Annotated in this window: 20 protein-coding genes; 10 read left to right on the top strand and 10 right to left on the bottom strand. The window is 71.2% G+C overall.

Going from position 1 to position 21447, the window contains the following annotated elements; translation table 11 throughout:
* Positions 1-14 precede the first annotated feature (14 nt).
* Positions 15-1190, bottom strand: a complete 1176-nt coding sequence (locus AB0I54_RS24565; protein WP_363298283.1) for an acetyl-CoA acetyltransferase — start codon at positions 1188-1190, stop codon at positions 15-17.
* 140 nt (positions 1191-1330) lie between these two features.
* Here AB0I54_RS24565 and AB0I54_RS24560 point away from each other — a divergent pair, with 140 nt between their 5' ends.
* A complete protein-coding gene (locus AB0I54_RS24560; protein WP_363298282.1) occupies positions 1331-2521 on the top strand; it encodes an acyl-CoA dehydrogenase family protein in 1191 nt (396 codons plus the stop codon).
* Complete coding sequence (locus AB0I54_RS24555) at positions 2521-2997, top strand: nitroreductase family deazaflavin-dependent oxidoreductase (RefSeq protein ID WP_363298281.1); 477 nt, start codon at positions 2521-2523, stop codon at positions 2995-2997. The genes AB0I54_RS24560 and AB0I54_RS24555 overlap by 1 nt, the downstream gene beginning before the upstream one ends.
* 3 nt (positions 2998-3000) lie before the next feature.
* Here the strand turns inward: AB0I54_RS24555 and AB0I54_RS24550 are convergent, their stop codons facing one another.
* Positions 3001-3627, bottom strand: coding sequence for a LysE family translocator (locus tag AB0I54_RS24550; protein WP_363298280.1), 627 nt, complete (start codon positions 3625-3627; stop codon positions 3001-3003).
* An 82-nt stretch (positions 3628-3709) separates the two neighbouring features.
* On the opposite strand from AB0I54_RS24550, the gene AB0I54_RS24545 reads away from it, so the two are divergent.
* The gene (locus tag AB0I54_RS24545) at positions 3710-4162 is read left to right on the top strand and encodes an Lrp/AsnC family transcriptional regulator (protein ID WP_263209944.1); all 453 of its coding nucleotides are present in this window, start codon (positions 3710-3712) and stop codon (positions 4160-4162) included.
* 102 nt (positions 4163-4264) lie between these two features.
* Here the strand turns inward: AB0I54_RS24545 and AB0I54_RS24540 are convergent, their stop codons facing one another.
* Positions 4265-4900 carry a TetR family transcriptional regulator gene (locus AB0I54_RS24540; protein WP_363298416.1) on the bottom strand — a complete coding sequence of 212 codons (636 nt, stop codon included), beginning with the start codon at positions 4898-4900 and terminating at the stop codon, positions 4265-4267.
* Between the two features lie 134 nt (positions 4901-5034).
* On the opposite strand from AB0I54_RS24540, the gene AB0I54_RS24535 reads away from it, so the two are divergent.
* On the top strand, positions 5035-5766 hold the full coding sequence (locus AB0I54_RS24535; RefSeq protein WP_363298279.1) for a VOC family protein: 732 nt from the start codon (positions 5035-5037) through the stop codon (positions 5764-5766).
* Positions 5767-5934: 168 nt separating this feature from the next.
* Positions 5935-8310, top strand: a complete 2376-nt coding sequence (locus AB0I54_RS24530; protein WP_363298278.1) for a PQQ-binding-like beta-propeller repeat protein — start codon at positions 5935-5937, stop codon at positions 8308-8310.
* Between the two features lie 111 nt (positions 8311-8421).
* Here the strand turns inward: AB0I54_RS24530 and AB0I54_RS24525 are convergent, their stop codons facing one another.
* Genes AB0I54_RS24525 through AB0I54_RS24515 form a run of 3 tightly spaced genes read right to left on the bottom strand, consistent with a single transcriptional unit; the run spans position 8422 to position 10826 of the window.
* Positions 8422-9201 (bottom strand): enoyl-CoA hydratase/isomerase family protein, encoded by a 780-nt coding sequence (locus AB0I54_RS24525; RefSeq protein ID WP_363298277.1) that lies wholly within the window; start codon positions 9199-9201, stop codon positions 8422-8424.
* Positions 9198-9617: an OB-fold domain-containing protein gene (locus tag AB0I54_RS24520; RefSeq protein ID WP_363298276.1), complete on the bottom strand. Its 420-nt coding sequence runs from the start codon at positions 9615-9617 to the stop codon at positions 9198-9200. Before AB0I54_RS24520 ends, AB0I54_RS24525 begins: the two co-directional genes overlap by 4 nt.
* Before the next feature lie 6 nt (positions 9618-9623).
* Positions 9624-10826 carry a lipid-transfer protein gene (locus tag AB0I54_RS24515; protein WP_363298275.1) on the bottom strand — a complete coding sequence of 401 codons (1203 nt, stop codon included), beginning with the start codon at positions 10824-10826 and terminating at the stop codon, positions 9624-9626.
* Positions 10827-10921: 95 nt separating this feature from the next.
* Between AB0I54_RS24515 and AB0I54_RS24510 the strand changes: the two genes are divergently transcribed.
* A complete protein-coding gene (locus AB0I54_RS24510) occupies positions 10922-12565 on the top strand; it encodes a fatty acid--CoA ligase family protein (protein ID WP_363298274.1) in 1644 nt (547 codons plus the stop codon).
* Positions 12566-12959: 394 nt separating this feature from the next.
* Here AB0I54_RS24510 and AB0I54_RS24505 read toward each other — a convergent pair whose 3' ends face one another.
* Complete coding sequence (locus AB0I54_RS24505; RefSeq protein WP_363298273.1) at positions 12960-13166, bottom strand: DUF397 domain-containing protein; 207 nt, start codon at positions 13164-13166, stop codon at positions 12960-12962.
* Positions 13147-13998 (bottom strand): helix-turn-helix transcriptional regulator, encoded by an 852-nt coding sequence (locus tag AB0I54_RS24500; protein WP_363298272.1) that lies wholly within the window; start codon positions 13996-13998, stop codon positions 13147-13149. Before AB0I54_RS24500 ends, AB0I54_RS24505 begins: the two co-directional genes overlap by 20 nt.
* 119 nt (positions 13999-14117) lie before the next feature.
* On the opposite strand from AB0I54_RS24500, the gene AB0I54_RS24495 reads away from it, so the two are divergent.
* On the top strand, positions 14118-14729 hold the full coding sequence (locus AB0I54_RS24495) for an ATP-binding protein (RefSeq protein WP_363298271.1): 612 nt from the start codon (positions 14118-14120) through the stop codon (positions 14727-14729).
* A 116-nt stretch (positions 14730-14845) separates the two neighbouring features.
* Here the strand turns inward: AB0I54_RS24495 and AB0I54_RS24490 are convergent, their stop codons facing one another.
* Positions 14846-15037, bottom strand: a complete 192-nt coding sequence (locus AB0I54_RS24490; RefSeq protein WP_363298270.1) for a hypothetical protein — start codon at positions 15035-15037, stop codon at positions 14846-14848.
* 203 nt (positions 15038-15240) lie between these two features.
* Positions 15241-18189 (bottom strand): BTAD domain-containing putative transcriptional regulator, encoded by a 2949-nt coding sequence (locus AB0I54_RS24485; RefSeq protein ID WP_363298269.1) that lies wholly within the window; start codon positions 18187-18189, stop codon positions 15241-15243.
* A gap of 208 nt (positions 18190-18397) precedes the next feature.
* Here AB0I54_RS24485 and AB0I54_RS24480 point away from each other — a divergent pair, with 208 nt between their 5' ends.
* Genes AB0I54_RS24480 through AB0I54_RS24470 form a run of 3 tightly spaced genes read left to right on the top strand, consistent with a single transcriptional unit; the run spans position 18398 to position 21336 of the window.
* Positions 18398-19630: an amidohydrolase family protein gene (locus AB0I54_RS24480; RefSeq protein WP_363298268.1), complete on the top strand. Its 1233-nt coding sequence runs from the start codon at positions 18398-18400 to the stop codon at positions 19628-19630.
* Positions 19627-20556: an LLM class F420-dependent oxidoreductase gene (locus tag AB0I54_RS24475; RefSeq protein ID WP_363298267.1), complete on the top strand. Its 930-nt coding sequence runs from the start codon at positions 19627-19629 to the stop codon at positions 20554-20556. Before AB0I54_RS24480 ends, AB0I54_RS24475 begins: the two co-directional genes overlap by 4 nt.
* Positions 20557-20565: 9 nt before the next feature.
* Positions 20566-21336 (top strand): glucose 1-dehydrogenase, encoded by a 771-nt coding sequence (locus AB0I54_RS24470; RefSeq protein WP_363298266.1) that lies wholly within the window; start codon positions 20566-20568, stop codon positions 21334-21336.
* Positions 21337-21447: the final 111 nt, after the last annotated feature.

Here is a 21447-nt window from a genome sequence, read left to right as displayed (position 1 = left end):
CCGTGCCGGCGGGCTCAGTCCTGGCCCAGCACCACCGTTCCCGACGAGCAGAACCAGCCGCCGGTGCCTGAAGCCACCCCCAGCTGCGGCAACGCGCCGCCCGGCCGTCTCACTTGGCGTTCCCCGGCCTCCCCCCGCAGCTGTCGTACCGCCTCCACCAGCAGGAACAGGCCCCGCATCCCGGGATGCTGGGCCGACAGGCCGCCGCCGTCCGTGTTCACCGGCAGCTCCCCTCCCCGCACCAGCAGCCGGCCCTTCTCCACGAACGCCCCGCCCTCTCCCTTTCCGCAGAAACCCAGGTCCTCCAGGGTCACCAGGGTCATGTACGTGAAGGCGTCGTAGATCTCCGCGAAGTCGATCTCCCCGGGGCTCACCCCCGCCCGTTCGAAGGCGAGCCGGCCGCTCACCGCCGCCGGTGTCACCGTGAAGTCGGGCCACTCGGACATCGCGGCGTGGGAGACGTGCTCCCCGGTGCCGAGCACCCACACCGGCGGGGTCCGGCAGTCCCGTACGTATTCCTCCGCCGCCAGCAGCACCGCCGCGCCGCCGTCGGAGCGTATGCAGCAGTGCAGCTTGGTGAAGGGGTCGGCGATCAGCTCGCCGGCGAGGACATCGTCGGTGGTGACCGGGTCGCGGTACATGGCGTCCGGGTTCAGGGCCGCGTTGGCCCTGGCCTGCACGGCCACCTCCGCGAGCTGCTCGATCGTCGTGCCGTACTCGATCATGTGGCGGCGGGCCGCCATCGCGTACTTGGCGATCAGCGTGTGGCCGTACGGGACCTCGAACTGGAGCGGTCCCCGGGCGCCGAAGGACAGGTTTCCCGTGCGGCGGCCCGCCCGGATGTCCGCGCGGGCCGTCGAGCCGTAGGCCAGCAGGACGGCGTTCGCGTGGCCCGCCGCTATCGCGTCCGCCGCGTGCGCCGCCATTACCTCCCAGGTCGAGCCGCCCACGGAGGTGGAGTCGACCCAGGTGGGGCGCAGACCCAGATACTCGGCCACCTCCACCGGTGCCAGGGTGCCCAGGCCCGCCGAGGCGAAGCCGTCCACATGGGTGCGGTCCAGGCCCGCGTCGGCCAGGGCCCGGCGGGCCGCCTGGGCGTGCAGGGCGTAGGGGGTGGCCTCGTCCACTCGGCCGCAGTCGGAGAGGGCTACGCCCACCACGGCCACGTTCCTGCTGCTCCCTGGTGACATGAATCTGACGGTACATCAGATCCGGTCCGGCGTGGCAGGTGTCGTCTCTCTGGGCATCCCGGCTTCCTCCCCCTAACATGACGGCCCGTCAGATCGGATTGGTCAGATCGGGCGGTCGGACCGGGCCGGAGGGAACAGCCATGGACACGCGCCTCACCGCCGAACAGGACGAGATCCGCCGCGCCCTGCGCGAACTGCTCCACAAACGCTGCGGCCCGGAGGAACTGCGCACCGCCCTCGACACCGACGCCGGACACGACCCCGTCCTGTGGACGGCCCTCGCCGACCAGCTCGGCCTGCCGGGGCTGGCCCTCCCCGAGGCATACGGCGGGGTCGGCTGCTCGGCCACCGAACTCGCCCTCGCCTGCGAGGAGACGGGCCGCGCGCTGGCCCCGACCCCGTTGCTCGCCACCTCCGTGCTCGCCGCGCCGCTGATCCTCGCCCTCGGGACCGACGCCCAGCGCGCCGGCCTGCTGCCCCGGCTCGCCTCGGGCGCGCTCACCGCCGCCCTCGCCGTGCCCGGCAACGCCCTCGCCTCCGTACTCACCCTGACCGGCGACAACGACGGGGAGTGGGCCGGCGGCGGCCGTGCGGGGGGTGTGCAGGCGATCCGGGCGGGGGACGGGTGGCGGCTGTACGGGGAGGTCACGCAGGTGCTCGACGGGCACAGCGCCGGGCTGCTGGTCGTGGCCGCCCACACCGGGGGGTTCGCCCGGTCGCGGACCTTGCTCTTCCTGGTGGACGGGGACGCGGCGGGTGTGGTGCGGACCCGGCAGACCGCCCTCGACGCCACCCGGCCGCAGGGGCGCGTACAACTGCGCAACGTCGAGGCCCGGTTGCTGGGGTCGGCCGACGCCGACGTGCTCGGCGCCCTCTCCGCCCTCGGTGACACCGCCGCCGCGGTGCTCGCCGCCGAGGCCGTCGGGGCCGCCGGCCGGGCACTGGAGCGGACCGTCGAGTACGTGAAGCAGCGGGAGCAGTTCGGGCGGCTGATCGGGTCCTTCCAGGCGGTCAAGCACCGGCTGGCCGATGTGTACGTGCAGGTGCAGGCTGCGCGCTCGGCCGCCTACTACGCGGCCTGGGCCACGGCCGTCCGAGGGGGCGAGCGGGTGGGCGGGCTCGCTCTCGCGCAGGCACTGGAGGCGCTGCGGACGGCCGCCGGTGAGGGGATCCAGCTGCACGGCGGGATCGGGTTCACCTGGGAGCACGAGGCCCATCTCTATTTCAAGCGGGCCGCGGGGGACGAGCTGCTGTTCGGGCCGGTCCACCGGCTGCGCGCCCGCGCGGCCGACTCGGCGCGGCTCTTCGAGCGGGCGGAGGTGGCGGTCTGATGGCCGGTCTGGGTGTGCGCCTGGTGCAGAAGGTGTCCTCCACCCGGGGCTTCGCGAAGGTCGCCCCGCATGTCGTTCCCGCGCTCGACCGGGCCGTGCACCGGGTCACCCGGGGCAAGGTGCTGCTCAGCGCGCAGCTGCTGCCCGGTGTCGTGCTGACGTCCACCGGTGCCCGCAGCGGGCTGCCGCGCCGTACGCCGCTGGCCTGTATGCCCGAGGAGGGCGGGCGCGGCTGGATCCTCGTCGGGTCCAACTTCGGGCGGACCGACCATCCCGCCTGGACCCACAATCTGCTCGCGCATCCCGATGCCACGGTGAGCTGGAAGGGTGAGGACATTCCCGTCACGGCCCGGCTCCTTGCGGGGGAGGAGCGGGCGGCGGTCTGGAAGGCGCTGCTGGTGTTCTGGCCGCCCTATGCGACGTACCAGGCACGGGTGGCGCGGGAGATCCGGATCTTCAGGATCGTACGGAGGTAGTCCTCACAGCGTCGCCAGCCGTTCCACCAGCAGGAACGCGCCGATTCCGAGCATCGCCGCCCCCGAGGTGCGGGTCACCGCGCGGGCGGCCGTGGGGCGGGCGGAGAGCAGGACGCGGGAGAGGACGCCGACGGTCAGGTAAACGGCGGCGCAGCAGGCCATGTGGAGGAGGCCCAGGGCGGCCGTCTGGGCCGGTACGGGCAGGTGGGCGCCCCTGAGGGTGAGGAACTGGGGGAGGACGGAGAGGTAGAGCAGCAGGCCCTTGGGGTTGAGACCGCTGATCGTGGCGCCGCGCAGGAAGACGCGGGAGGTGCGGGTGTCCGGCGCGTCCGCCGTTGCCGCCTCGGGCGCCGCCGGCCTGCGCAGTACGCCCCAGCCCAGCCGGACCAGGTACCCGGCGCCGGCCACGGTGAGGGCCGTGAGCAGCTGGGGCGAACCCGCGACCAGGACGGCGAGGCCCGCGGCGGCCAGCGTCGTGTGCAGCGCGTACCCGGCGACCAGGCCGGACACCGCGCTCAGCACCGAGCGGCCGCGCAGGCCCGCCGCGATCACATAGGCCCAGTCGGCGCCCGGCACACAGACCAGCAGCAGGTCCAGGGCCAGGAAAGAAATCAACGCTCCCGCATCCATGGCAGGGACATTAGGCGTGAATGACCCAAAGGTGTTGCTGAAATTTGCCCATGATCGCGAGTTCTGAGCAAATATCTTCTTCATGGACGATGTGGATCAGAAAATCCTTGCCGAGCTTCAGCAGGACGGGCGGCTGACCGTGACCGAGCTGGCCGCGCGTGTGCGGCTGAGCGTCTCGCCGTGCCACCGGCGGCTGCGGGAGCTGGAGCGGTCGGGGGCCATTCAGGGGTACCGGGCGGTGGTGGACCCGGCCGCCCTCGGGCTGAACTTCGAGGCGCTGGTCTTCGTGTCCATGCGGCAGGAGGACCGGGACACGGTCGCCGAGTTCGAGCGGGCGGTGAGCGAGGTGGAGTACGTGCTCGACGCGCAGCGGCTGTTCGGCGAGCCGGACTATCTGCTGCGGGTGGCCACCGCCGACCTCGCCGCCTTCCAGCGGCTGTACGACGAGCGGCTGGCGACGCTGCCGGGCGTGCAGCGGCTGACGTCCACGCTGGTGATGAAGCACGTGGTGCGCGACCGGCCGCTGCCCGCTTAGAAAGAACGGGGCGCAGCGCAACGGGCGGCAGCTCACCTCTGTGAACTACCGCCCGCCAGACAGGACGTGGGGCCGTGGAATGTGGTCCGCCGGCGCGCGGGGCTACTTCGCCGGCTTCTTGCCGGTCACGCCCAGGTGTACCAACAGCGCCAGGTTCGGCTTGAGTTCGGCCTGTTTGACGCCCCAGGTCTGGAAACCCTTCTGGTGCGCGGCCACCGCCGCGAGCATCGCGACCAGCGAGCCCGCGATCGCCGCCGGGTTCACGTCCTTGTCGATCCTGCCCTTGGACTGGAGTTCGGCAATGGATTCCGAAAGGGAGTCGTTCACCGAATTCAGGATCTTCATGCGGATCTTGTAGAACCGCTTGTCCCCTTCGGCCGCGCCGAGGTCGACGACGCGCAGGATCGCGTCGTTCCTGCGCCAGAACTCCAGGAATCCGTCGACGAGTTCCTGGGCGGTCTGCCAGCCCGCCTTGCCGACCCAGGAACGCCCTTCGAGCAGCGCGGTCAACCCGGCGCCCTCGGCGGCCATTTGCTCGGCGATCTCCAGGACGGCGCCTTCGACGTCCGGGAAGTACTGGTAGAAGGTCGCGGGCGAAGTGCCCGCCTTCCGGGCGACATCGATGACCTTGACGTCCCGGTAAGGGGAGGAGCTGAGCATCTCGCTGAGGCAGTCGAGCAGCTTCTGCCGGGTCGCCTGCCCACGTCGGCCGGCCACGCGGCCGTCGACGGTACGCACTTGTCCTGTCATGCCGTCAGCTTACCGAGGGGTGATGGGAGCGCGATTCGGCCGACTGCAAATGGGGTGCATGGGGGTGTGGAGAGTGGTGTGCCTGGTCTGCGGGGTGCGCGTGGCGCCGCTACTTTGGCGGCATGGCCGAAAACAGGGCATCGGTGTACGGAGAGGGCGTCCCGTGCTGGGTGGACGCGCAGCTTCCCGACGTGGAGGCGGGAAAGCGGTTCTACGGTGAGCTTTTCGGGTGGACCTTCGAGGAGGGCGCCACGGCGTACGACTCCGCCGTATGGGCCCGCAAGGACGGCTCGCCCGTCGCCACGCTCGCGCACAAGACGGACGGCCGTATGCCCACCGTCTGGACGGTGTACTTCGCGACGCCGAACGTGCAGGCGCTGTGCCGGCGGATCCTCGCGGCCGGCGGCCGGGTGGTCACGGCTCCGACGCCGGTCGACGACCTGGGTACGGCCGCCCTCGCCACCGACCCCGAGGGCGCCGTCTTCGGGCTGTGGCAGCCGGGCAGCCACCCCGGGTTCGGGGAGCGGCACTCCCCGGGCACCTTCGGCTGGGTCCAGCTGTACACGCGGGACACCGGGGCGGCCAACGACTTCTACGCCGACCTCTTCCACGACGCCCTGTTCGGCCCGGACACCGAGCCCGACTTCGGCCGCGCTCCGGTCTCCGACGTCTTCCCGGCCGAGATGCCGCCGCACTTCCTCGTCCACTTCGGGGTGGAGGACATGGAGGACTCGGTGGAGGCGGTGCGGCGGCTCGGCGGGCGGGTGCAGGCTCCGCCATTCGAGACGTCGTACGGCACAGTGACGGTCGTCACCGACAATCAGGGGGCGTCGTTCGCGCTGTTGCGGCGCTGAAATGTCTCACTTACCACGAGACACCCCGATTTATCACCGGGTTCGCAACCTGCGCCCGGGCCAGGAAGAATCGGGGTGCGTGCCGCCACGGCGGTGCGGTGGTGAGACGCTGCACGGGGTCGCGTACATATGTGGGTGACGCGGCCCGTACGGGGAGGTGGCAGGCAAGTGGTGGATCAGCTGACGCAGCACGACCCACGGCGGATCGGGCCGTTCGAGGTGCTGGGACGGCTGGGTGCCGGCGGTATGGGGCTCGTCTATCTCGCGCGCTCGGCGTCCGGCCGGCGCGTGGCGATCAAGACGGTCCGGACCGAGCTCGCCGAGGACCAGCTGTTCCGCGTCCGCTTCACACGTGAGGTGGAGGCGGCCCGCGCGGTCTCCGGCTTCTACACGGCCGCGGTCGTGGACGCCGACCCGCGCGCCGCCGTGCCCTGGCTGGCCACCGCGTACGTGCCTGCGCCCTCCCTCGAAGAAATAGTGAACGACTGCGGGCCGCTCCCGGCCCAGGCGGTGCGCTGGCTGGCGGCGGGCGTGGCGGAGGCCCTGCAGTCCATCCACGGCGCCGGGCTGGTCCACCGGGACCTCAAGCCCTCCAATGTGCTCGTCGTCGAGGACGGTCCCCGCGTCATCGACTTCGGTATCGCGTCCGGTGTTTCGAACACCCGTTTGACGATGACGAACGTGGCCGTCGGTACACCCGCCTACATGTCTCCCGAGCAGGCGAAGGACTCCCGCAGCGTCACCGGTGCGAGCGATGTCTTCTCGCTCGGCTCGATGCTGGTGTTCGCCGCCACCGGACACCCGCCCTTCCACGGCGCCAACCCCGTCGAGACCGTCTTCATGCTGCTGCGCGAGGGCCCCGACCTGGAGGGGCTCCCGGACGAGCTGCGCCCGCTGATCGAGTCCCTGATGCAGATGGAGGCCACCGGCCGGCCCAACCCCGCCGACCTCCAGGCCCAGCTCGCCCCCCACCTCTTCGGCTCCGGCTCCGACGACAGCGGTACGGCGTCGGCGTGGCTGCCCGAGAAGGCGGTCGCAATGATCGAGTCCCGCCGCGGCGGCCGCCCGGCGGCCAAGCCCGCGCCCGCCGGCCCGCGCAGCGGCGGCCGGGCCGCACCCGCCCTGCCCGGCGGACCCGGGGTGCCGCCCCCGCCGCCGCACGACCCGGTGATCGCGGCCCCGCCCGTCCCGGTCGGCGCGCCCGCCGGCGGCCCCGACGCCGGTCCCGTCCGGCTGGCCGGCGCCAAGGTGCCCATCGGCCCAGGCCCGCGAGTCGCCGACGCCCGCGCCGCCGCCGTCAAGGCACCCCCGCCGGAGGCCGGCCTGGTCGCCAACTGGTCCCGCCCCCGCCCCGGCGTCAACGGCGCCGACCCCGCCGTACCGGCGCCCCCGGTTGTACCCCCGGAGACGGCGTCCGGCTGGCGCCCCTGGCGCTTCCGCATGTCCAACGACGTCTGGGGCACCCCGTCCGTCGACGGCGACCTCGTCTACGTCACCTCCTTCGAGGTGCACGCCCTGGACGTGGCCACCGGCCGCCGCCGCTTCAAGACCCGCGACGTGGCCTGGTCGATGGCGGTCGCGGACGGCCGTATCCACGCCTCCGACGGCCCCACCCTGTTCGCCCTGGAGGCCCGCGAGGGCGCCGATCTGTGGCGGCTGTCCACCGAGGCCTGGGTGTACTCGCTGCACGCCGACCGCGGCACGGTCGTCACCGGCACCCGCGGCGGCGGCGTGCAGGCCTGGGAGGCCTCGAACGGGCAGAAACTCTGGGAGATCACCGGCTGCCAGACCGACTTCGAGTCCCCCGAGGCCGGACCCGCCGTCCACGACGGCACGGTCTACGTCTGGCAGGACGCCCGGCTGCGCGCCCTGGAGGCCCGCACCGGCGAGGAGCGCTGGTCGTACCCGATCGGCGACGCCGCGTCCTGCGGCGGGGTCCCGGTCCGGCTCACCCATGCGTCCGACGGCTACCTCTATGTCTCGGCCGGTTCCAGAGTCCTGGCCATAGAAGTGGCGAGCGGCATGGTGCGCTGGCACTTCGAGGCCCCCGCGGTCTTCCTCTGCGCACCCACCTTCGTCCCCGGCCCCGCGGTCACCGGCGGCGGCATCTACCTCGCCGACTACCTCGGCACGGTCTACGCCCTCGACGCCACCGACGGCCGCGACCGCTGGCGCATCGCCACCGAGTCCCGCGCCTCCATCGAACCGGTCCTGGTGGCCGCGGGCCATGTCCACGTCGGCAGCGGCAAGGGCCTGTACACGCTGGACGCGGTCACCGGCACGCCCAAGTGGCGCTTCCAGTCGGGCGGCGACATCGTGGGCGCCCCCGCGGTCGCCGAGGGCCGCATCCACTTCGGCTCCACCGACCACCTGCTCTACACCCTGAAGGCCGACGACGGCCGGCTGCGGTGGAAGCTGGCGACCGGCGGCGAGATCACCGGATCGCCCGTCGTGAAGGACGGGGTCGTGTACGCGTGCAGCAAGGACCGCTGCGTCTACGCCCTGGACGCGGAGAAGGGGACGGGCACCGCCCGTACGACGTAGCCGGCGAGGGCACGTTCGCCGTCGCCGTCACGTCGACCCTTGCGACCTGGAAGCGGCCGGGAAACGGCCTGGAAAGCGGCCTGGAAGCGGCCGCACCGGCCGGCCCGCGCGTCACCGCGTTCGGAAACCGCCGGGCCGCCGGTCTGCGAACAGCTCCGCCTGCCGATCGCCCGGCAGATTCCCCAGCGCGATCAGATGCGGGGCCTGCGCGAACCCACGTTCCCGGGCCGCCTCCTTGGCGGCCCACAGCGCCCGCACCGTGCCCTGCACGGCCTCGGCGGGATACCCGGCGATGACGGTCGCGCACCGCACGGCAGCGGCCAACGCGCCACCAGGCTCGGTGAGTTCGGAGACAAGCCCGATGGCATACGCCCGCTCGGCCCCGATCCGCTCGGCGTTGCCCATCAGCACCATCCGCGCGACTTCCCCGTACGGCATGCGCTGCGCCATCAGCACGGACTCGTACGCGCTGACCATGCCGTACGTCGTGTGCGGATCGAAGAACGACGCACTGGTGTCGGCAACGACGAAGTCCGACTCCCCGAGCAGATAGAAGGCACCCCCGCAGGCCATCCCGCGCACGGCGGCGACGACGGGCTTCCACAGGTCGTTCGTCTTCGGCCCGATGGCGATCAGCGGATCGTCCTGCATGTACGGCGACGAGGGCTGCGGCACGACGGCGTCCCGGTCCAGCCCCGTACTGAAGGCCCGCTCCCCGGCACCGGTGAGCACCACGGCCCGCACGGAGTCGTCGAACCGCAACGCCCGCCACGTGTCCCCGAGTTCGGCGGCCATGACGAGGTCGATGGCATTGAGCCTCCGGGGCCGGTCGAGGGTGACGACGGCAACGCCGGTGTCCTTGTCGGTGGTGACCCGGAGGGTGCCGCTCATGGCCGCTCCAGGACCCACTGCGGAAGACCACTCCCGGGCTCGAAGACGACCTGCACCCGAGCCCCGACCCGAACCCGGCTCTCCGGAACGGAGTTGATGGACGCGCCCGCCCCACTGACGAGATTCCCGACGAGCCGTATCCGGGGCAGCTCGTCGAGCTCGACGAGGATGACGTTGTAGGGCGCCAGCTCCGCGTAGCCGGCCAGCAGCGGCGGATGAGGACGGACGTACGACCAGATGCGCCCCCGCCCGCTCGTCGGCCGCCACTCGCAGGCGAAGGACCGGCAGTGCGGGCAGCAGGGCCGGGGCGGGAAGCGGGGCTCACCGCAGTCGGCGCACGCCTGGACGCGCAGCTCGCCCCGGGCGGCGTACTCCCAGAAGGGGGCGCCGTCGGCATCGGTGACCGGAGACAGCATGGGAGGTCAACTCCTCAGCAGCAGAGCGGACGTGGGAACTCCCTCGCCTGCCGTGACCAGGCAGGTGGAGGCGCCCGGGACCTGGGCGGTGCTGGTTCCGCGCAGTTGCTTCACACCTTCGTTGATGAGGTTGAAGCCATGGACGTACGCCTCGGAGAGCCCGCCTCCCCCCGTGTTGAGGGGCAGCCGCCCGCCGATCTCCAGGGCACCCCCTTCGGTGAACGCCCCGCCCTCTCCCTTCCCGCAGAAGCCGTAGCCCTCCAGCGACAGCGGTATGAGCGGGGTGAACGCGTCGTATATCTGGGCGACGTCCACGTCCTCGGGGGTGAGGTCGGCGTGCTTCCACAGGTGGCGGGCGGCGGTCCAGGCGGGGCCGGTGAGGGGGTCGTCGTTCCAGTAGTTGACCATGCCGTGGTGCTGGGCGGGCAGCCCCTGGGCGGCGGAGTGGACGTACACGGGCGCCCGCCGGCAGTCCCGCGCCCGCTCGGCGGAGACGACCACGCACGCCAACGCCCCGTCCGTCTCCAGGCAGTTGTCGTAGAGACAGAGCGGCTCGCTGATCCAGCGGGCGGTCATGTACATCTCGCGGGTCAGGGGCCGCTCGTACATGATCGCGGCGGGGTTCTGGTTGGCGCGGTTGCGGCAGGCGAGGGCGACGTTGAAGAGATGGTCCCGGGTCGCGCCGTACTCGTGCATATAACGGCGGGCGAGCATGGCGATCTCGTCGGCAGGCCTCAGCAGCCCGAAGGGCCGGGTCCACTGGGCGGGCGTGGGCAGCTGAACGGCGGTGTTTGTCCACGGCCGCGGCCCGCTCCCACGCTTGCGCGAGCGCCAGGCGACGCCGACGGTGGCCTGTCCGCTCGCGATGGCCGCCGCCAGATGCGCGACGGTGGCACAGGAGCCGCCCCCTCCGTACCCGACCTTGCTGAAGAAGGTCAGATCCCCGAGCCCGAGGGCCTTGGCGAGCTCGACCTCGTCCGTCTCCTCCATGGTGAAGGAGGCGAGCGCGTCGACCTCTCCGGGGTCGATCCCGGCGTCGTCGAGGGCGGCGAGGACGGCACGGCAGGCGAGGGTCCGCTCGTCCTCGGGGAGGTGCTTGGCGAAGGCGGTCTGTCCGATGCCGACGATGGCGGTGGTGTCTTTGATCCCCGATGCGCCAGACCCTCCTGATCGTCTTGCTCCTCCTGCTCCTCCCGATCCACCAGCCATGCTGCGCACACCTCCGGGGCGGTCACCGTCTGCTGACAGGGCGTCAGGCTACAGCTAATCTGACGGACAGTCAGCTATACGTGGGGAGGCCGGTTGTGCGCGGTGACGTGGAATGGGGCAGCATCCCTGGCCTGGTGCGGTCGGCGGCGGAGCAGCACGCGGACGCCGAGGCGGTGGTGGACGGCCGTACGAGGATCTCCTACGCGGAGTTGGGCGCGCGGGTGGAACGCGCGGCGGCGGCCTGCATCGCGAGCGGGCTGGAGGTGGGCGACCGGGTGGCCGTCTGGGCCCCCAACTCCCTCGACTGGATCGTCTCGGCGCTGGGAGCGGTCTCGGCGGGCGCGGTCCTGGTCCCCCTCAACACCCGCTTCAAGGGCACGGAGGCGGCGGACGTACTGCGGCGCAGCGGAACCCGGCTCCTGTTCGTGACGGGAACGTTCCTGGGGACGTCGTATGTGGCTTCGCTGAGGAGGGCGGCGGGTGAAGGGGCTGGGGATGGGGATGGGGATGGGGATGGGGATGGGGATGCAGATGGGCTTGCCGGGCCCTTGCCGGGGCTGCCGGCCCTGGAACAGGTGGTGGTCCTCTCGGACGACGCACCGGCCGACTTCCGGACGTGGAAGGACTTCCTGGCGGCCGGGGAGGGCGTGGGAGGGGCGGAGGTACGACGCCGGGCGGGCGAACTGAACGGCTCATCGCTCTCGGACATCATCTTCACGTCGGGTACGACGGGCCGGCCGAAGGGCGCGATGATCACGCATGCGCAGACGCTGCGGGCGTACGAGGTGTGGGCGGACCTGGCGGGTCTGATCAGGGGCGACCGCTACCTCATCGTGAACCCCTTCTTCCACACCTTCGGCTACAAGGCGGGCATGATCGCGTGCCTGATGCGGGGCGCGACGATGATCCCGCAGCCGGTGTTCAACGTGGACACGGTGCTGGCGAACATCGCGGCGGAGCGGGTGTCGGTCCTGCCCGGCCCACCCACCCTGCACCAGTCCCTCCTGGACCACCCGGCCCGGGACGCCCACGACCTGTCGGCGCTGCGCCTGGTGGTGACGGGCGCGGCGGTGGTGCCGTTGCGGCTGGTGGAACGCCTGCGGGGCGAACTGGGCGTGGACACGGTGCTGACGGCGTACGGCTTGTCCGAGGCAAGCGGCATAGTCACGATGTGCCGCCGAGGGGACGACCCGACGGTGATCGCGTCGACGTCGGGCCGGGCGATACCGGGCACGGAGGTGAAGGTCGTGGACGCCGAGGGCAAGGGGGTGCCTCGCGGCGTTCCCGGGGAGGTCCTGGTCCGGGGCTTCAACGTCATGCGGGGCTACTACGAGGACGTGACAGCGACGACGGAGACGATGACGCCGGACGGCTGGCTGCGCACGGGCGACGTGGGAGTCCTGGACGAGGCGGACAACCTGCGCATCACGGACCGTATCAAGGACATGTTCATAGTCGGCGGCTTCAACGCGTACCCGGCGGAGATCGAACAACTCCTGGGCCTGCACCCGGACGTGGCGGACGTAGCGGTGATCGGCGTCCCGGACACCCGTCTGGGCGAGGTCGGCAAGGCGTTCGTGGTACGCAGACCGGGCGCCGTGCTCACCGGGGACGACCTGATCGCCTGGTCCCGCCGCGAGATGGCCAACTACAAGGTCCCGAGGGCGGTGGAGTTCGTGGGGGAGTTGCCGCGGAATGCCGGGGGGAAGGTGGTGAAGGGGGAGTTGCGGGGGCGGTGAGGAGGGGCGCGGGGGTGGTAAGGGGGGCGGCGCGGGCGCTGGGGGCGAGGGAACTGGTGGCTGGGGGCTGGGGGGGGGCAAGCTGTCCGGCTGTTGCCCCGATGAGTTGCCGGTGGCTCACCACCAGCCGGGGTTCAAGGAGTTGCGTCGCCCGAAGCCGAGTGAGGAGGTCCAGGTCCCGCCCGGGCTCGACCCAGGCGCCGAGCCGGAGCAGGGTCCAGCCCTCGCCGCGCAGCGCCCGCGTGAGGCTCCGCCGGGGCCAGTCGGCCTCGACGGCTCGTGCGGTGATGAGGATGCCCCTCACCGCCAGCGTCCTTAAGTCCTTTCCCTCCACCCGGCCAAGATCGCAGAATCCGCGATCCGCCGCTTTGCCCCTGTGGATAACCCGGTGCCGTCAGCCCTTCAGGGTGGCGACGAACGTGGCCCAGGCGGACGGGCGGAAGAGCAGTACGGGGCCGTCCTGGGCCCTCTTCGAGTCACGGACGGGGATCACCATGCCGGGGTGAGCGATCGAGACTTCGACGCACTCGCCGCCGCTCCCGTTGCTGTAGCTGCTCTTGCGCCACTGGGCGGTGCTCAGGTCAATCCCGGTGCTTGCCATCTCGGTAGTCCTCTGCCGCTTGTTCGACCATGGCCAGGGACGCCTCTGGCGGGAGTGCCGCGGCCCTGAGCAGATCGTACGACCTGCGGTAGTCCTTCACGAGCGCTGGATAGTCGATGAGTTGGCCATTGTGGAGGCCCTCGGTGTAGGCCACCGGTGGGGCATCCGGGAAGGTCATGACCCGCATCATGCCCATCATGAACGGGTGGGCGTGCGCCGCTTCCGGCAGGATCTGCAGAACGCCCTGCGTGGAGCGGATCACGTGAGCGATGTGCTCCAGTTGTACGGCCATCTCGGTCGACGGCAGGAGCGGCTTGCGCACGAGGGACTCATGCAGGACCGCCCAGAACGACGGCTGCTCTTCGTGTTTCCAGATCTCCGCGCGCTTCAACCGTGCCTGGACCTGCTTGTCGACCGTCTCGGGCGGCAACCATGGGAGTGACGTGCGAACGACAGCCTTGGCGTAGGCCTGGGTTTGCAACAGCCCAGGCACAAGCATCGGCGCCCAGTCCTCAATGGACTCCGCATGCTGCTCCATCTCCGCCACATCTGCGAAGTACTCCGCATGCCCCGACTGCCGTGCCCTGCGCGCATCTTCACAACGCCGCTCGAAAAAGCCGTCCGTCCCCAGCACCTTGTCGACGTGCCGTGCCAAATCCAGGGGCATGCGCCGCTCACCCCGTTCGATCTGGCTCAGGAACGGGACGCCTCGGAAGCTTCCCTCCGCCAGTTGTTCGAGCGTGAGGCCGGCCAGCTCTCGCTGGTAGCGCAACTCGGCGCCGTAGAAGGAGGGGACGTTCGCCGAGGCGTCGGGGTCTTTGCGTGGGGGCACAACTCATCACCGCCGTTTGCCAGATGCGTTTGCGCAGCCGAAACGGCTTCAACGTTACGCGGCTCGACGTCATGGTGTGACTGATCCGTCACAGAACGCACTGGAAGGTGTAAGCGACCGTGCCCCCACAGCCGTCCTCCCCTGGTTCCGGCGTCTACGACACGACCCTCTGCGTGGAGGGACTGCGCGACGCCCTCGCCGCCCACGGCATCAAGCTGCCCTCGCTCCGAGTGGACCTGCCGAGCTTCGCGGCGGCGTCTCAGGCTTCCGCGGGCCTGGTCGCGCTCGGCAACTGCAACACCGCGACCGCGCGCAAGCTCACCGCGGCGTTGTCGTGGGGTGACGGCCGGGTGCCGAGTCCGCCGCCCCTGGACCTGGATCTCCTCGCCGTACCCGAGGCGGTGCCGGGCCTGCGCCGTACGGTACGCCGGTATCTCGGCGCCCCCTGTTCCGGCGTCCAGCTCTGCGTCACCGAGCTCGTCAGCAATGTCATCCGGCATGTGGGGGTGGGCACCCTCGTCCGCGTACGGGTGGCCCGCATGGACGGTGACGGCATTCGCGTCGAGGTCTCGGACCCGGCCGGGCGAGCCCTTCCCGTCTCTCTGCCGGCCACGCCTGACGATGAGACGGGACGCGGCCTGACCCTGCTGGATGCGGTGACGGTGCGGTGGGGAGTGGAGCAGGGGGCGGTGGGCAAGACCGTGTGGTGCGAGTTGGCGGAAGCCGAGTGAGTGGCGGGTCCTGCGGCCGACCTGCCTTGGAGGGGTTGGGTCCTGCCCCTGGACGCACCTCGGCCGCGGCGGCCTCCCCTCCGCACCGCCGCGGCCGATCCCCCTTGGGGCGAGGCTTACTTGCCGTTGAGGTCCAGGGCGGGCGGCACGGGCGCGTGGTTCTCGAGAGTGGTGATCTCCTCGTCGGTCGAGGGGGTGGACGTCTGGGTGTCCTTTGCCGTGGTGGCTGTCGTGTCGAGCGCCGGCGGCATGGGCGCGTGGTTCTCCATCGTGGTGACGTCCGTCGTCTGCTTCTCGCTGCTGCTCATGTTCAGGCTCCCCCTGGGAGTGATGTTCAAGTGGTGAGATGCCTCTGTCCGGCGACTCCCCCGAGTATCGCCGGACAGAGGACATGAGCCGGACCCACCCCCCGTGGGCTCGGTACGGCCCTCATGTCCCCCGACACGACGAACCGTTGAGTCGACTTTGTCAGGTGGTCATAAACGTTCGATGAACGCCGACGGCGGCGAGCTCACGGTGCGTCCAGAGGCGCCAGCAGGAGGCGTACTTCGGAGGCCTCGGGTGCTCCCGACTGTTCCAGGAGGAGCAGGGCCTCGTGCCAGCAGGCCCGTGCCCGGTCCAACTGGCCCAGTGCGTGCAGGCTCTTGCCCAGCGTGTTCAGCACGCTGCCTCGGATTAAATCACCGCCGATGAATCCGATGGCCAGAGCCTGCTCGGCGTGTTGGGCCGCCTGGGCCGGGTGCCGAGCGGCCAGGTGAAGCTGTGCGATGCGGAAGTGCGCCGTCCCCTCCCACAGTCGTTGCCGGTTGTTCCCGAACATCACCAGTGCATCGGTCAGTTGCACGAGCCCCTCGGACAGGCGTCCGGCTTGGATGAGTGCGACGCCGAGGGCGTAGCGGCCATTTGCGAGGCGCAGAGTAAGGCCGAGCTGCTGAAAGATGTTGACGCCCTGCTGCGCCAGAGTGACCGCGTCGGACGTGCGGTTCATGCGCTCGTAGAGCCGCGACAGGTTGCAGAGCGCGCTGGCCTCACCAGGCCGGTTCCCGTCCGCTCGATAACCGTCCCTGGCCGTGGTGAGGAACTCCTCGGCCTCTTCGTAACGGCCCTGACTGAGAGCGATGATCCCCCGGTCGGTGGAGGCCCAGCTGATGGGTGCGGCGTCTCCCGCTGCGGCGGCCAGCGCGACGGCACGGCGAGCCTCTTCGTCCGCCTCGGAGTAGCGTCCGGCGGCCAGGTGAACATTGGAGAGCGCCGTCCGGGCACGGCTTTCCGCTCGGACATCGGTGTCTTCCTGCGCGGCGTCCCGCAGGGCCACGGCTGCCGATTCGTATTGCTTCGCGTTCGCTCCCGACTCCGCCAGATCCTTCGCGGCCCACAGCAGATCAACGGCTCGACCGAGCCCGCTGCCGGTCGTCTGCTGCCTGGCACAGGCCAGTAGGCACTGAGCCTCCGCGAAGAGCCAGTCGAGGGCTTCCGCCCGCCCCGTGAACGAAAGGCCCCTGTAGGACGTCGGCGCCAAGTGGACGACCATGCGGTCCCCAGGCCGCTCGATCGCGTAAACCCCCGCCGCCGTCGCCAGATAGAAGTCCAGCAACCGCGACATCGCCGCGTCCCGCTCACTCGCCGGCTGCTCGTCCCTCTCCGCGCAAGCACGCGCGTAGAGCCGGACCAGATCATGGAAGCGGTACCGGCCGGGCGCCGCCGATTCCAGCAGTGAGGTGTCGACCAAGGCCTCCAGGAGGTCCTCCGTCTCCTCCAGCGGGAGGTCCAGGACCGCCGCAGCCGCCGCCAGTGACATGTCCGGGCCGTCGGCCAGGCCCAGCAGGCGGAACGCGCGGGACTGGGCCGGCTCCAACTGGCCGTAGCCCAGTTCGAACGTTGCCTTGACCGCCAGGTCGCCCGCCTGGAGTTCGTCCAGCCGGCGCCGTTCGTCCGCGAGCTTGGCCGCCAGGACCGAGACCGTCCAGGTGCGGCGGGCCGCCAGGCGGGAGGCGGCGATGCGGATCGCCAGCGGCAGGAAGCCGCACGCCGCCACCACGTCCAGGGCGGCCTCGCGCTCGGACCTCACCCTTTCCTCGCCCACGATCTTCGTGAAGAGGGACAGCGCCTCGTCCGGGGACATCACGTCCAGGTCCACGAGGTGGGCGCCCGCCAGGTCCACCATCCGCACGCGTGACGTCACCAGCGCCGCGCAGCCCTCGGTGCCCGGCAGCAGTGGCCGTACCTGTGCCGCGTCCTTCGCGTTGTCGAGGAGGACCAGGACCCGGCGGCCGTCCAGCACCGAGCGGTACAGCGCCGCCCGCTCCGCCAGCGAGTCGGGGATGGAGGAGTCCGGGGTGCCCAGTGCGCGCAGGAACGATCCCAGTACCGTCTCCGGCTCCGCCGCCCTCGCGCCCGCGCCCTGTAGGTCGACGTACAACTGCCCGTCGGGGAAGGCGGAACGCGCCTGGTGCGCCACATGCACCGCCAGCGTCGTCTTGCCCACGCCCCCGATCCCCGCCAGCGCCGATACGGCCATCACCCGGCCCTCGGCCGACGCCAGCACCTCGCTCAGCTCGGAGACGAAGGAGGCGCGGCCGGTGAAGTCGGGGACGGTCGCGGGGAGCTGGGCGGGCCGTACCGGGACCGCCGCGGGCTCGGCCACCGGAGCGGAGGGTTCCGCGAGGGCCGGGTCCGCCTGGAGGATCCGCTGCTGGAGTTCCTTCAGGCCGGAGCGCGGGTCGACGCCCAGCTCCTCCGCCAGCAGGCGGCGCGTGTCCGCGTACACCGCCAGTGCCTCCGCCTGGCGCCCGCTGCGGTACAGCGCCAGCATCAGCAGCTCGCGCAGGCGCTCGCGGAGCGGGTGCGCCGCCGTCAGTGCCGTCAGCTCCGACACCGCCTCCGCGTGGCAGCCCTGCTCCAGGTCCATGTCCAGGCGGGATTCGAGGAGTTGGAGCCGCCACTCCTCCAGGCGGACGCGCTGGGTGTCCGCGTACGGGCCGGGTACGCCGGCCAGGGGTTCGCCGTCCCACAGCCCCAGCGCCTGGTTCAGTACGTGCCGCGCATGGCACAGATCCCCCGCGCCGCGCGCCTTCTCCGCGTCCGCCGCCAGGTCCTGGGCCGCCGCCAGGTCCAGCGCGCCCTCGCCCAGGTCACGGACCGCGTAGCCGCCGGACTCGCTCACCAGGACCCCGGGGTCCAGCACCTTGCGCAGCCGTGAGGCGTACGTCCGTACCGCCGCCAGTGCCTGCGAGGGCGGCTCGGCGCCCCACAGGGCGTCGATCAGCTCGGCCGCGGTCGCCGTCCTGCCCTCGCGCAGCAACAGGGCGGCGAGCAGCGCCCGCTGCTGGGGTGAGCCGGTGTTGAGCGGCTCCTCGCCGCGCCAGGCGCGCACCGGACCGAGCACGCTGAAGCGCAGCGCGGCCGGCTCCTCCAAGGAGCCGGGGCGCCGCTGCTCCGGTACCCGCGGTACACCGTCCATGCCCGTCCCCCTAGACATCCCGAACCACTCCGTCAGTTTGCCTTGTTCATGGCGGATGCGTCAGCCGTGCGAGACGCCGATCACAGCCCGGCTCACGGGAGTCCACAAGCCCCTCACAAGCTCTCCGCACAGTTCCGCACACACCTCACCATCACGGACGCCCGCACGGTAGCTGACGGGTCGTCAGATCGGCGCTACCGTGAGCGCCATGGACACCCGGACAGAACTGCCGGAGATCATCTCCGTCGACGACCACACCGTGGAGCCCGCGAACGTCTGGCAGGACCGGCTGCCGGCCAAGTACCGGGACACCGGGCCGCGCATCGTCCGCGCCCCGCTCAAGGACATGTCCTTCCTGGGCGGGCGGTTCAAGCCCGTGATGGGAAAGCAGGGGGACGACGGGCCCATCGGCGACTGGTGGGTCTATGAAGACCTGCACCGGCCCCTCACCCGTCTCGACACCGCCGTCGGCTACAGCAGGGACGAGATCAAGCTGGAGGTGATCACGTACGAGCAGATGCGGGCCGGGTCGTACGACGTCCCGCAGCGGCTCGCCGACATGGACGTCAACCATGTCCAGTCCGCCCTCTGCTTCCCCACCTTCCCCCGCTTCTGCGGCCAGACCTTCACCGAGGCCAAGGACCGTGAGCTCGCCCTGCTCTGCGTCCAGGCCTACAACGACTGGATGGTGGAGGAGTGGTGCGGGCCGGATGCCCGCGGTCGGCTCATACCCCTCACCCTCATCCCCCTCTGGGACGCCCACCTCGCCGCCGCCGAGGTCCGCCGCAACGCCGCCCGTGGCGTCCGCGCCGTCGCCTTCTCCGAGATACCCCCGCACCTCGGGCTCCCCTCCGTCCACACCGACGACTGGGACCCCTTCCTCGCGGCCTGCGACGAGACCGGCACGGTCGTCGCCATGCACATCGGCTCCAGCAGCCGTATGCCCTCCACCTCCGCCGACGCCCCGCCCGCCGTCGGCTCCACCATCACCTTCGCCAACTGCTGCTTCTCGATGGTCGACTGGCTGATGAGCGGGAAGTTCGAGCGCTTCCCGAACCTCAAGGTCATGTACGCGGAGGGGCAGATCGGCTGGATCCCGTACATCCTGGAGCGCGCCGACGTGGTGTGGGAGGAGAACCGGGGCTGGGGCGGGGTCGCCGACAAGGTCCCCCGGCCGCCCTCCGAGCTGTTCGCCGAGCACGTCTACGGCTGTTTCTTCGACGACGCCTTCGGGCTGCGCAACCTCGACTCCATCGGTGTCGGCAATGTGCTGTACGAGACCGACTACCCCCACTCCGACTCCACCTGGCCGAAGTCCAGGGAGGTCGGCGAGGCCCAGATGGGCCACCTCCCGGCGGACGTCGTCGAGCGGATCGTCCGCGGGAACGCCATCGAGCTGCTGGGGCTCACGCGCGACGGACTCTGGAAGGGGTCCGTGTGAGTCTCGCCTACGGCATCCAGCTCCCCGTCCAGTCCCAGAGCACGATCTACGCCGAGGGCTGGGAGGCCTCCGCCGGCCCGGCCGACCTCGTCGAGATCGCTCGGACCGCCGACCGCGCCGGGTTCGACTACATCGCCTGCTGTGACCACGTCGCCGTCCCGCGGCGGCTGGCCGCGGCCATGAGCACGGTCTGGTACGACCCCGTCGCCACCCTCGCCCATCTCGCCGCCGTCACCGAGCGGGTGCGGCTGCTCAGCCATGTCGCCATCGTGGGCCTGCGGCATCCGCTCCTCACCGCCAAGCAGTACGCCACCCTCGACCACCTCGCGAGCGGCCGCCTGATCCTCGGGGTCGGCGCCGGGCACGTGGAGGAGGAGTTCACGGCGCTCGGGGTGGACTTCCGGCAGCGCGGGGCCGTGCTGGACGAGACGATCGACGCGCTGAGGGCGGCGCTGGGTCCGGACGAGTTCCCCGAGCACCACGGGAAGCTGTACGACTTCGAAGGGCTCGGGCAGCTTCCCCGGCCCGCCCAGGCCCGGGTCCCCGTGTGGGTCGGCGGGTCCTCGCCCGCCGCCGTGCGCCGGGCCGCGCTCAAGGGTGACGGCTGGCTGCCGCAAGGAGATCCACGGGACCGGCTGCCCGCTCAGATCGCCGAGCTGAAGCGGCTGCGGGCCGAGGCGGGCATCGAGGCGCCCCTGACCGTCGGAGCCATTACCGAGCCCCTGTACGTCGGCACGCCCGCCTGGGACGTCGGGCGCCGGACCCTGTCCGGCACCCCCGACGCCCTCGCCGAGTCGCTGCGCGCCTACCGGGCCATGGGCGTGCACCAGATCCAGGTGCGCTTCCGCTGCCGCGGCCGCGCGGAGCTCACCGACCAGATGACCGCCTTCGGGGCCGAGGTCGCCCCCGGGCTCGACCCAGGCTGAGGAGTGGACATGGGCAAGCTGGACGGACGCGTCGTGATCGTCACCGGAGCGGCGCGCGGGCAGGGCGAGCAGGAGGCGCGGCTGTTCACCGGGGAGGGTGCGAGGGTCGTCCTGACCGATGTGCTGGACGACCGGGGCGAGGAGCTCGCCAAGGAACTCGGCGCGCTGTACGTCCACCTCGACGTGGGCGAGGAAGCCGACTGGCGGGGCGCCCTCACCGCCGCCAAGAAGGCGTACGGCCGCGTCGACGGGCTGGTCAACAACGCCGGCATCCTGCGCTTCAACTCCCTGGTGGACACGCCCCTCGAAGAGTTCATGCAGGTCATACAGGTCAACCAGGTCGGCTGCTTCCTCGGTATGAAGACCGTGGCGCCCGAGATGGCCGACGGGGGCACGATCGTCAACACCGCCTCGTACACCGCGCTCACCGGGATGGCGGCCGTGGGCACGTACGCGGCGACCAAGCACGCCGTCCTGGGGCTCACCCGGGTCGCCGCCCTGGAGCTGGCCGGCCGTCGGATCCGGGTCAACGCCATCTGTCCGGGCGCCATCGACACCGCGATGTCCAACCCGGCCCGGCTCGACCCGGACGCCGATCCCGAGGAGATGACCAGGGCCCTGGACGAGCTGTATCGCAAGCTCGTGCCGCTCGGCCGGATCGGCAGGCCGGAGGAGGTGGCCCGGCTGGCCCTCTTCCTCACCTCGGACGACTCCTCGTACATCACCGGGCAGCCGTTCGTGATCGACGGCGGATGGCTGGCCGGCGTGAGTGTGATCTGACCGCACGATCTGACTAATCGTCAGCTATTGACGGTGCAACCCCGTGGTGCCACAGTCAGGCGCTAGTTGAATCTGACGAGGTGTCAGAAACAGGCGAAGAACTACAGGGAC

Source organism: Streptomyces sp. NPDC050625, from assembly GCF_040654755.1.
GTDB lineage: Bacteria > Actinomycetota > Actinomycetes > Streptomycetales > Streptomycetaceae > Streptomyces.
Note: the sequence above shows the minus strand (reverse complement) of the source record. Positions and strands in the feature narration are given on the sequence as shown.

Bases quoted from the DNA above. Each gene is read 5' to 3' on its own strand.
- AB0I54_RS24565 (WP_363298283.1), bottom strand. From the start codon at position 1,190: ATGTCACCAGGGAGCAGCAGGAACGTGGCCGTGGTGGGCGTAGCCCTC.
- AB0I54_RS24560 (WP_363298282.1), top strand. From the start codon at position 1,331: ATGGACACGCGCCTCACCGCCGAACAGGACGAGATCCGCCGCGCCCTG.
- AB0I54_RS24555 (WP_363298281.1), top strand. From the start codon at position 2,521: ATGGCCGGTCTGGGTGTGCGCCTGGTGCAGAAGGTGTCCTCCACCCGG.
- AB0I54_RS24550 (WP_363298280.1), bottom strand. From the start codon at position 3,627: ATGGATGCGGGAGCGTTGATTTCTTTCCTGGCCCTGGACCTGCTGCTG.
- AB0I54_RS24545 (WP_263209944.1), top strand. From the start codon at position 3,710: ATGGACGATGTGGATCAGAAAATCCTTGCCGAGCTTCAGCAGGACGGG.
- AB0I54_RS24535 (WP_363298279.1), top strand. From the start codon at position 5,035: ATGGCCGAAAACAGGGCATCGGTGTACGGAGAGGGCGTCCCGTGCTGG.
- AB0I54_RS24525 (WP_363298277.1), bottom strand. From the start codon at position 9,201: ATGAGCGGCACCCTCCGGGTCACCACCGACAAGGACACCGGCGTTGCC.
- AB0I54_RS24520 (WP_363298276.1), bottom strand. From the start codon at position 9,617: ATGCTGTCTCCGGTCACCGATGCCGACGGCGCCCCCTTCTGGGAGTAC.
- AB0I54_RS24515 (WP_363298275.1), bottom strand. From the start codon at position 10,826: ATGGCTGGTGGATCGGGAGGAGCAGGAGGAGCAAGACGATCAGGAGGG.
- AB0I54_RS24505 (WP_363298273.1), bottom strand. From the start codon at position 13,166: ATGGCAAGCACCGGGATTGACCTGAGCACCGCCCAGTGGCGCAAGAGC.
- AB0I54_RS24490 (WP_363298270.1), bottom strand. From the start codon at position 15,037: ATGAGCAGCAGCGAGAAGCAGACGACGGACGTCACCACGATGGAGAAC.
- AB0I54_RS24485 (WP_363298269.1), bottom strand. From the start codon at position 18,189: ATGGACGGTGTACCGCGGGTACCGGAGCAGCGGCGCCCCGGCTCCTTG.
- AB0I54_RS24480 (WP_363298268.1), top strand. From the start codon at position 18,398: ATGGACACCCGGACAGAACTGCCGGAGATCATCTCCGTCGACGACCAC.
- AB0I54_RS24470 (WP_363298266.1), top strand. From the start codon at position 20,566: ATGGGCAAGCTGGACGGACGCGTCGTGATCGTCACCGGAGCGGCGCGC.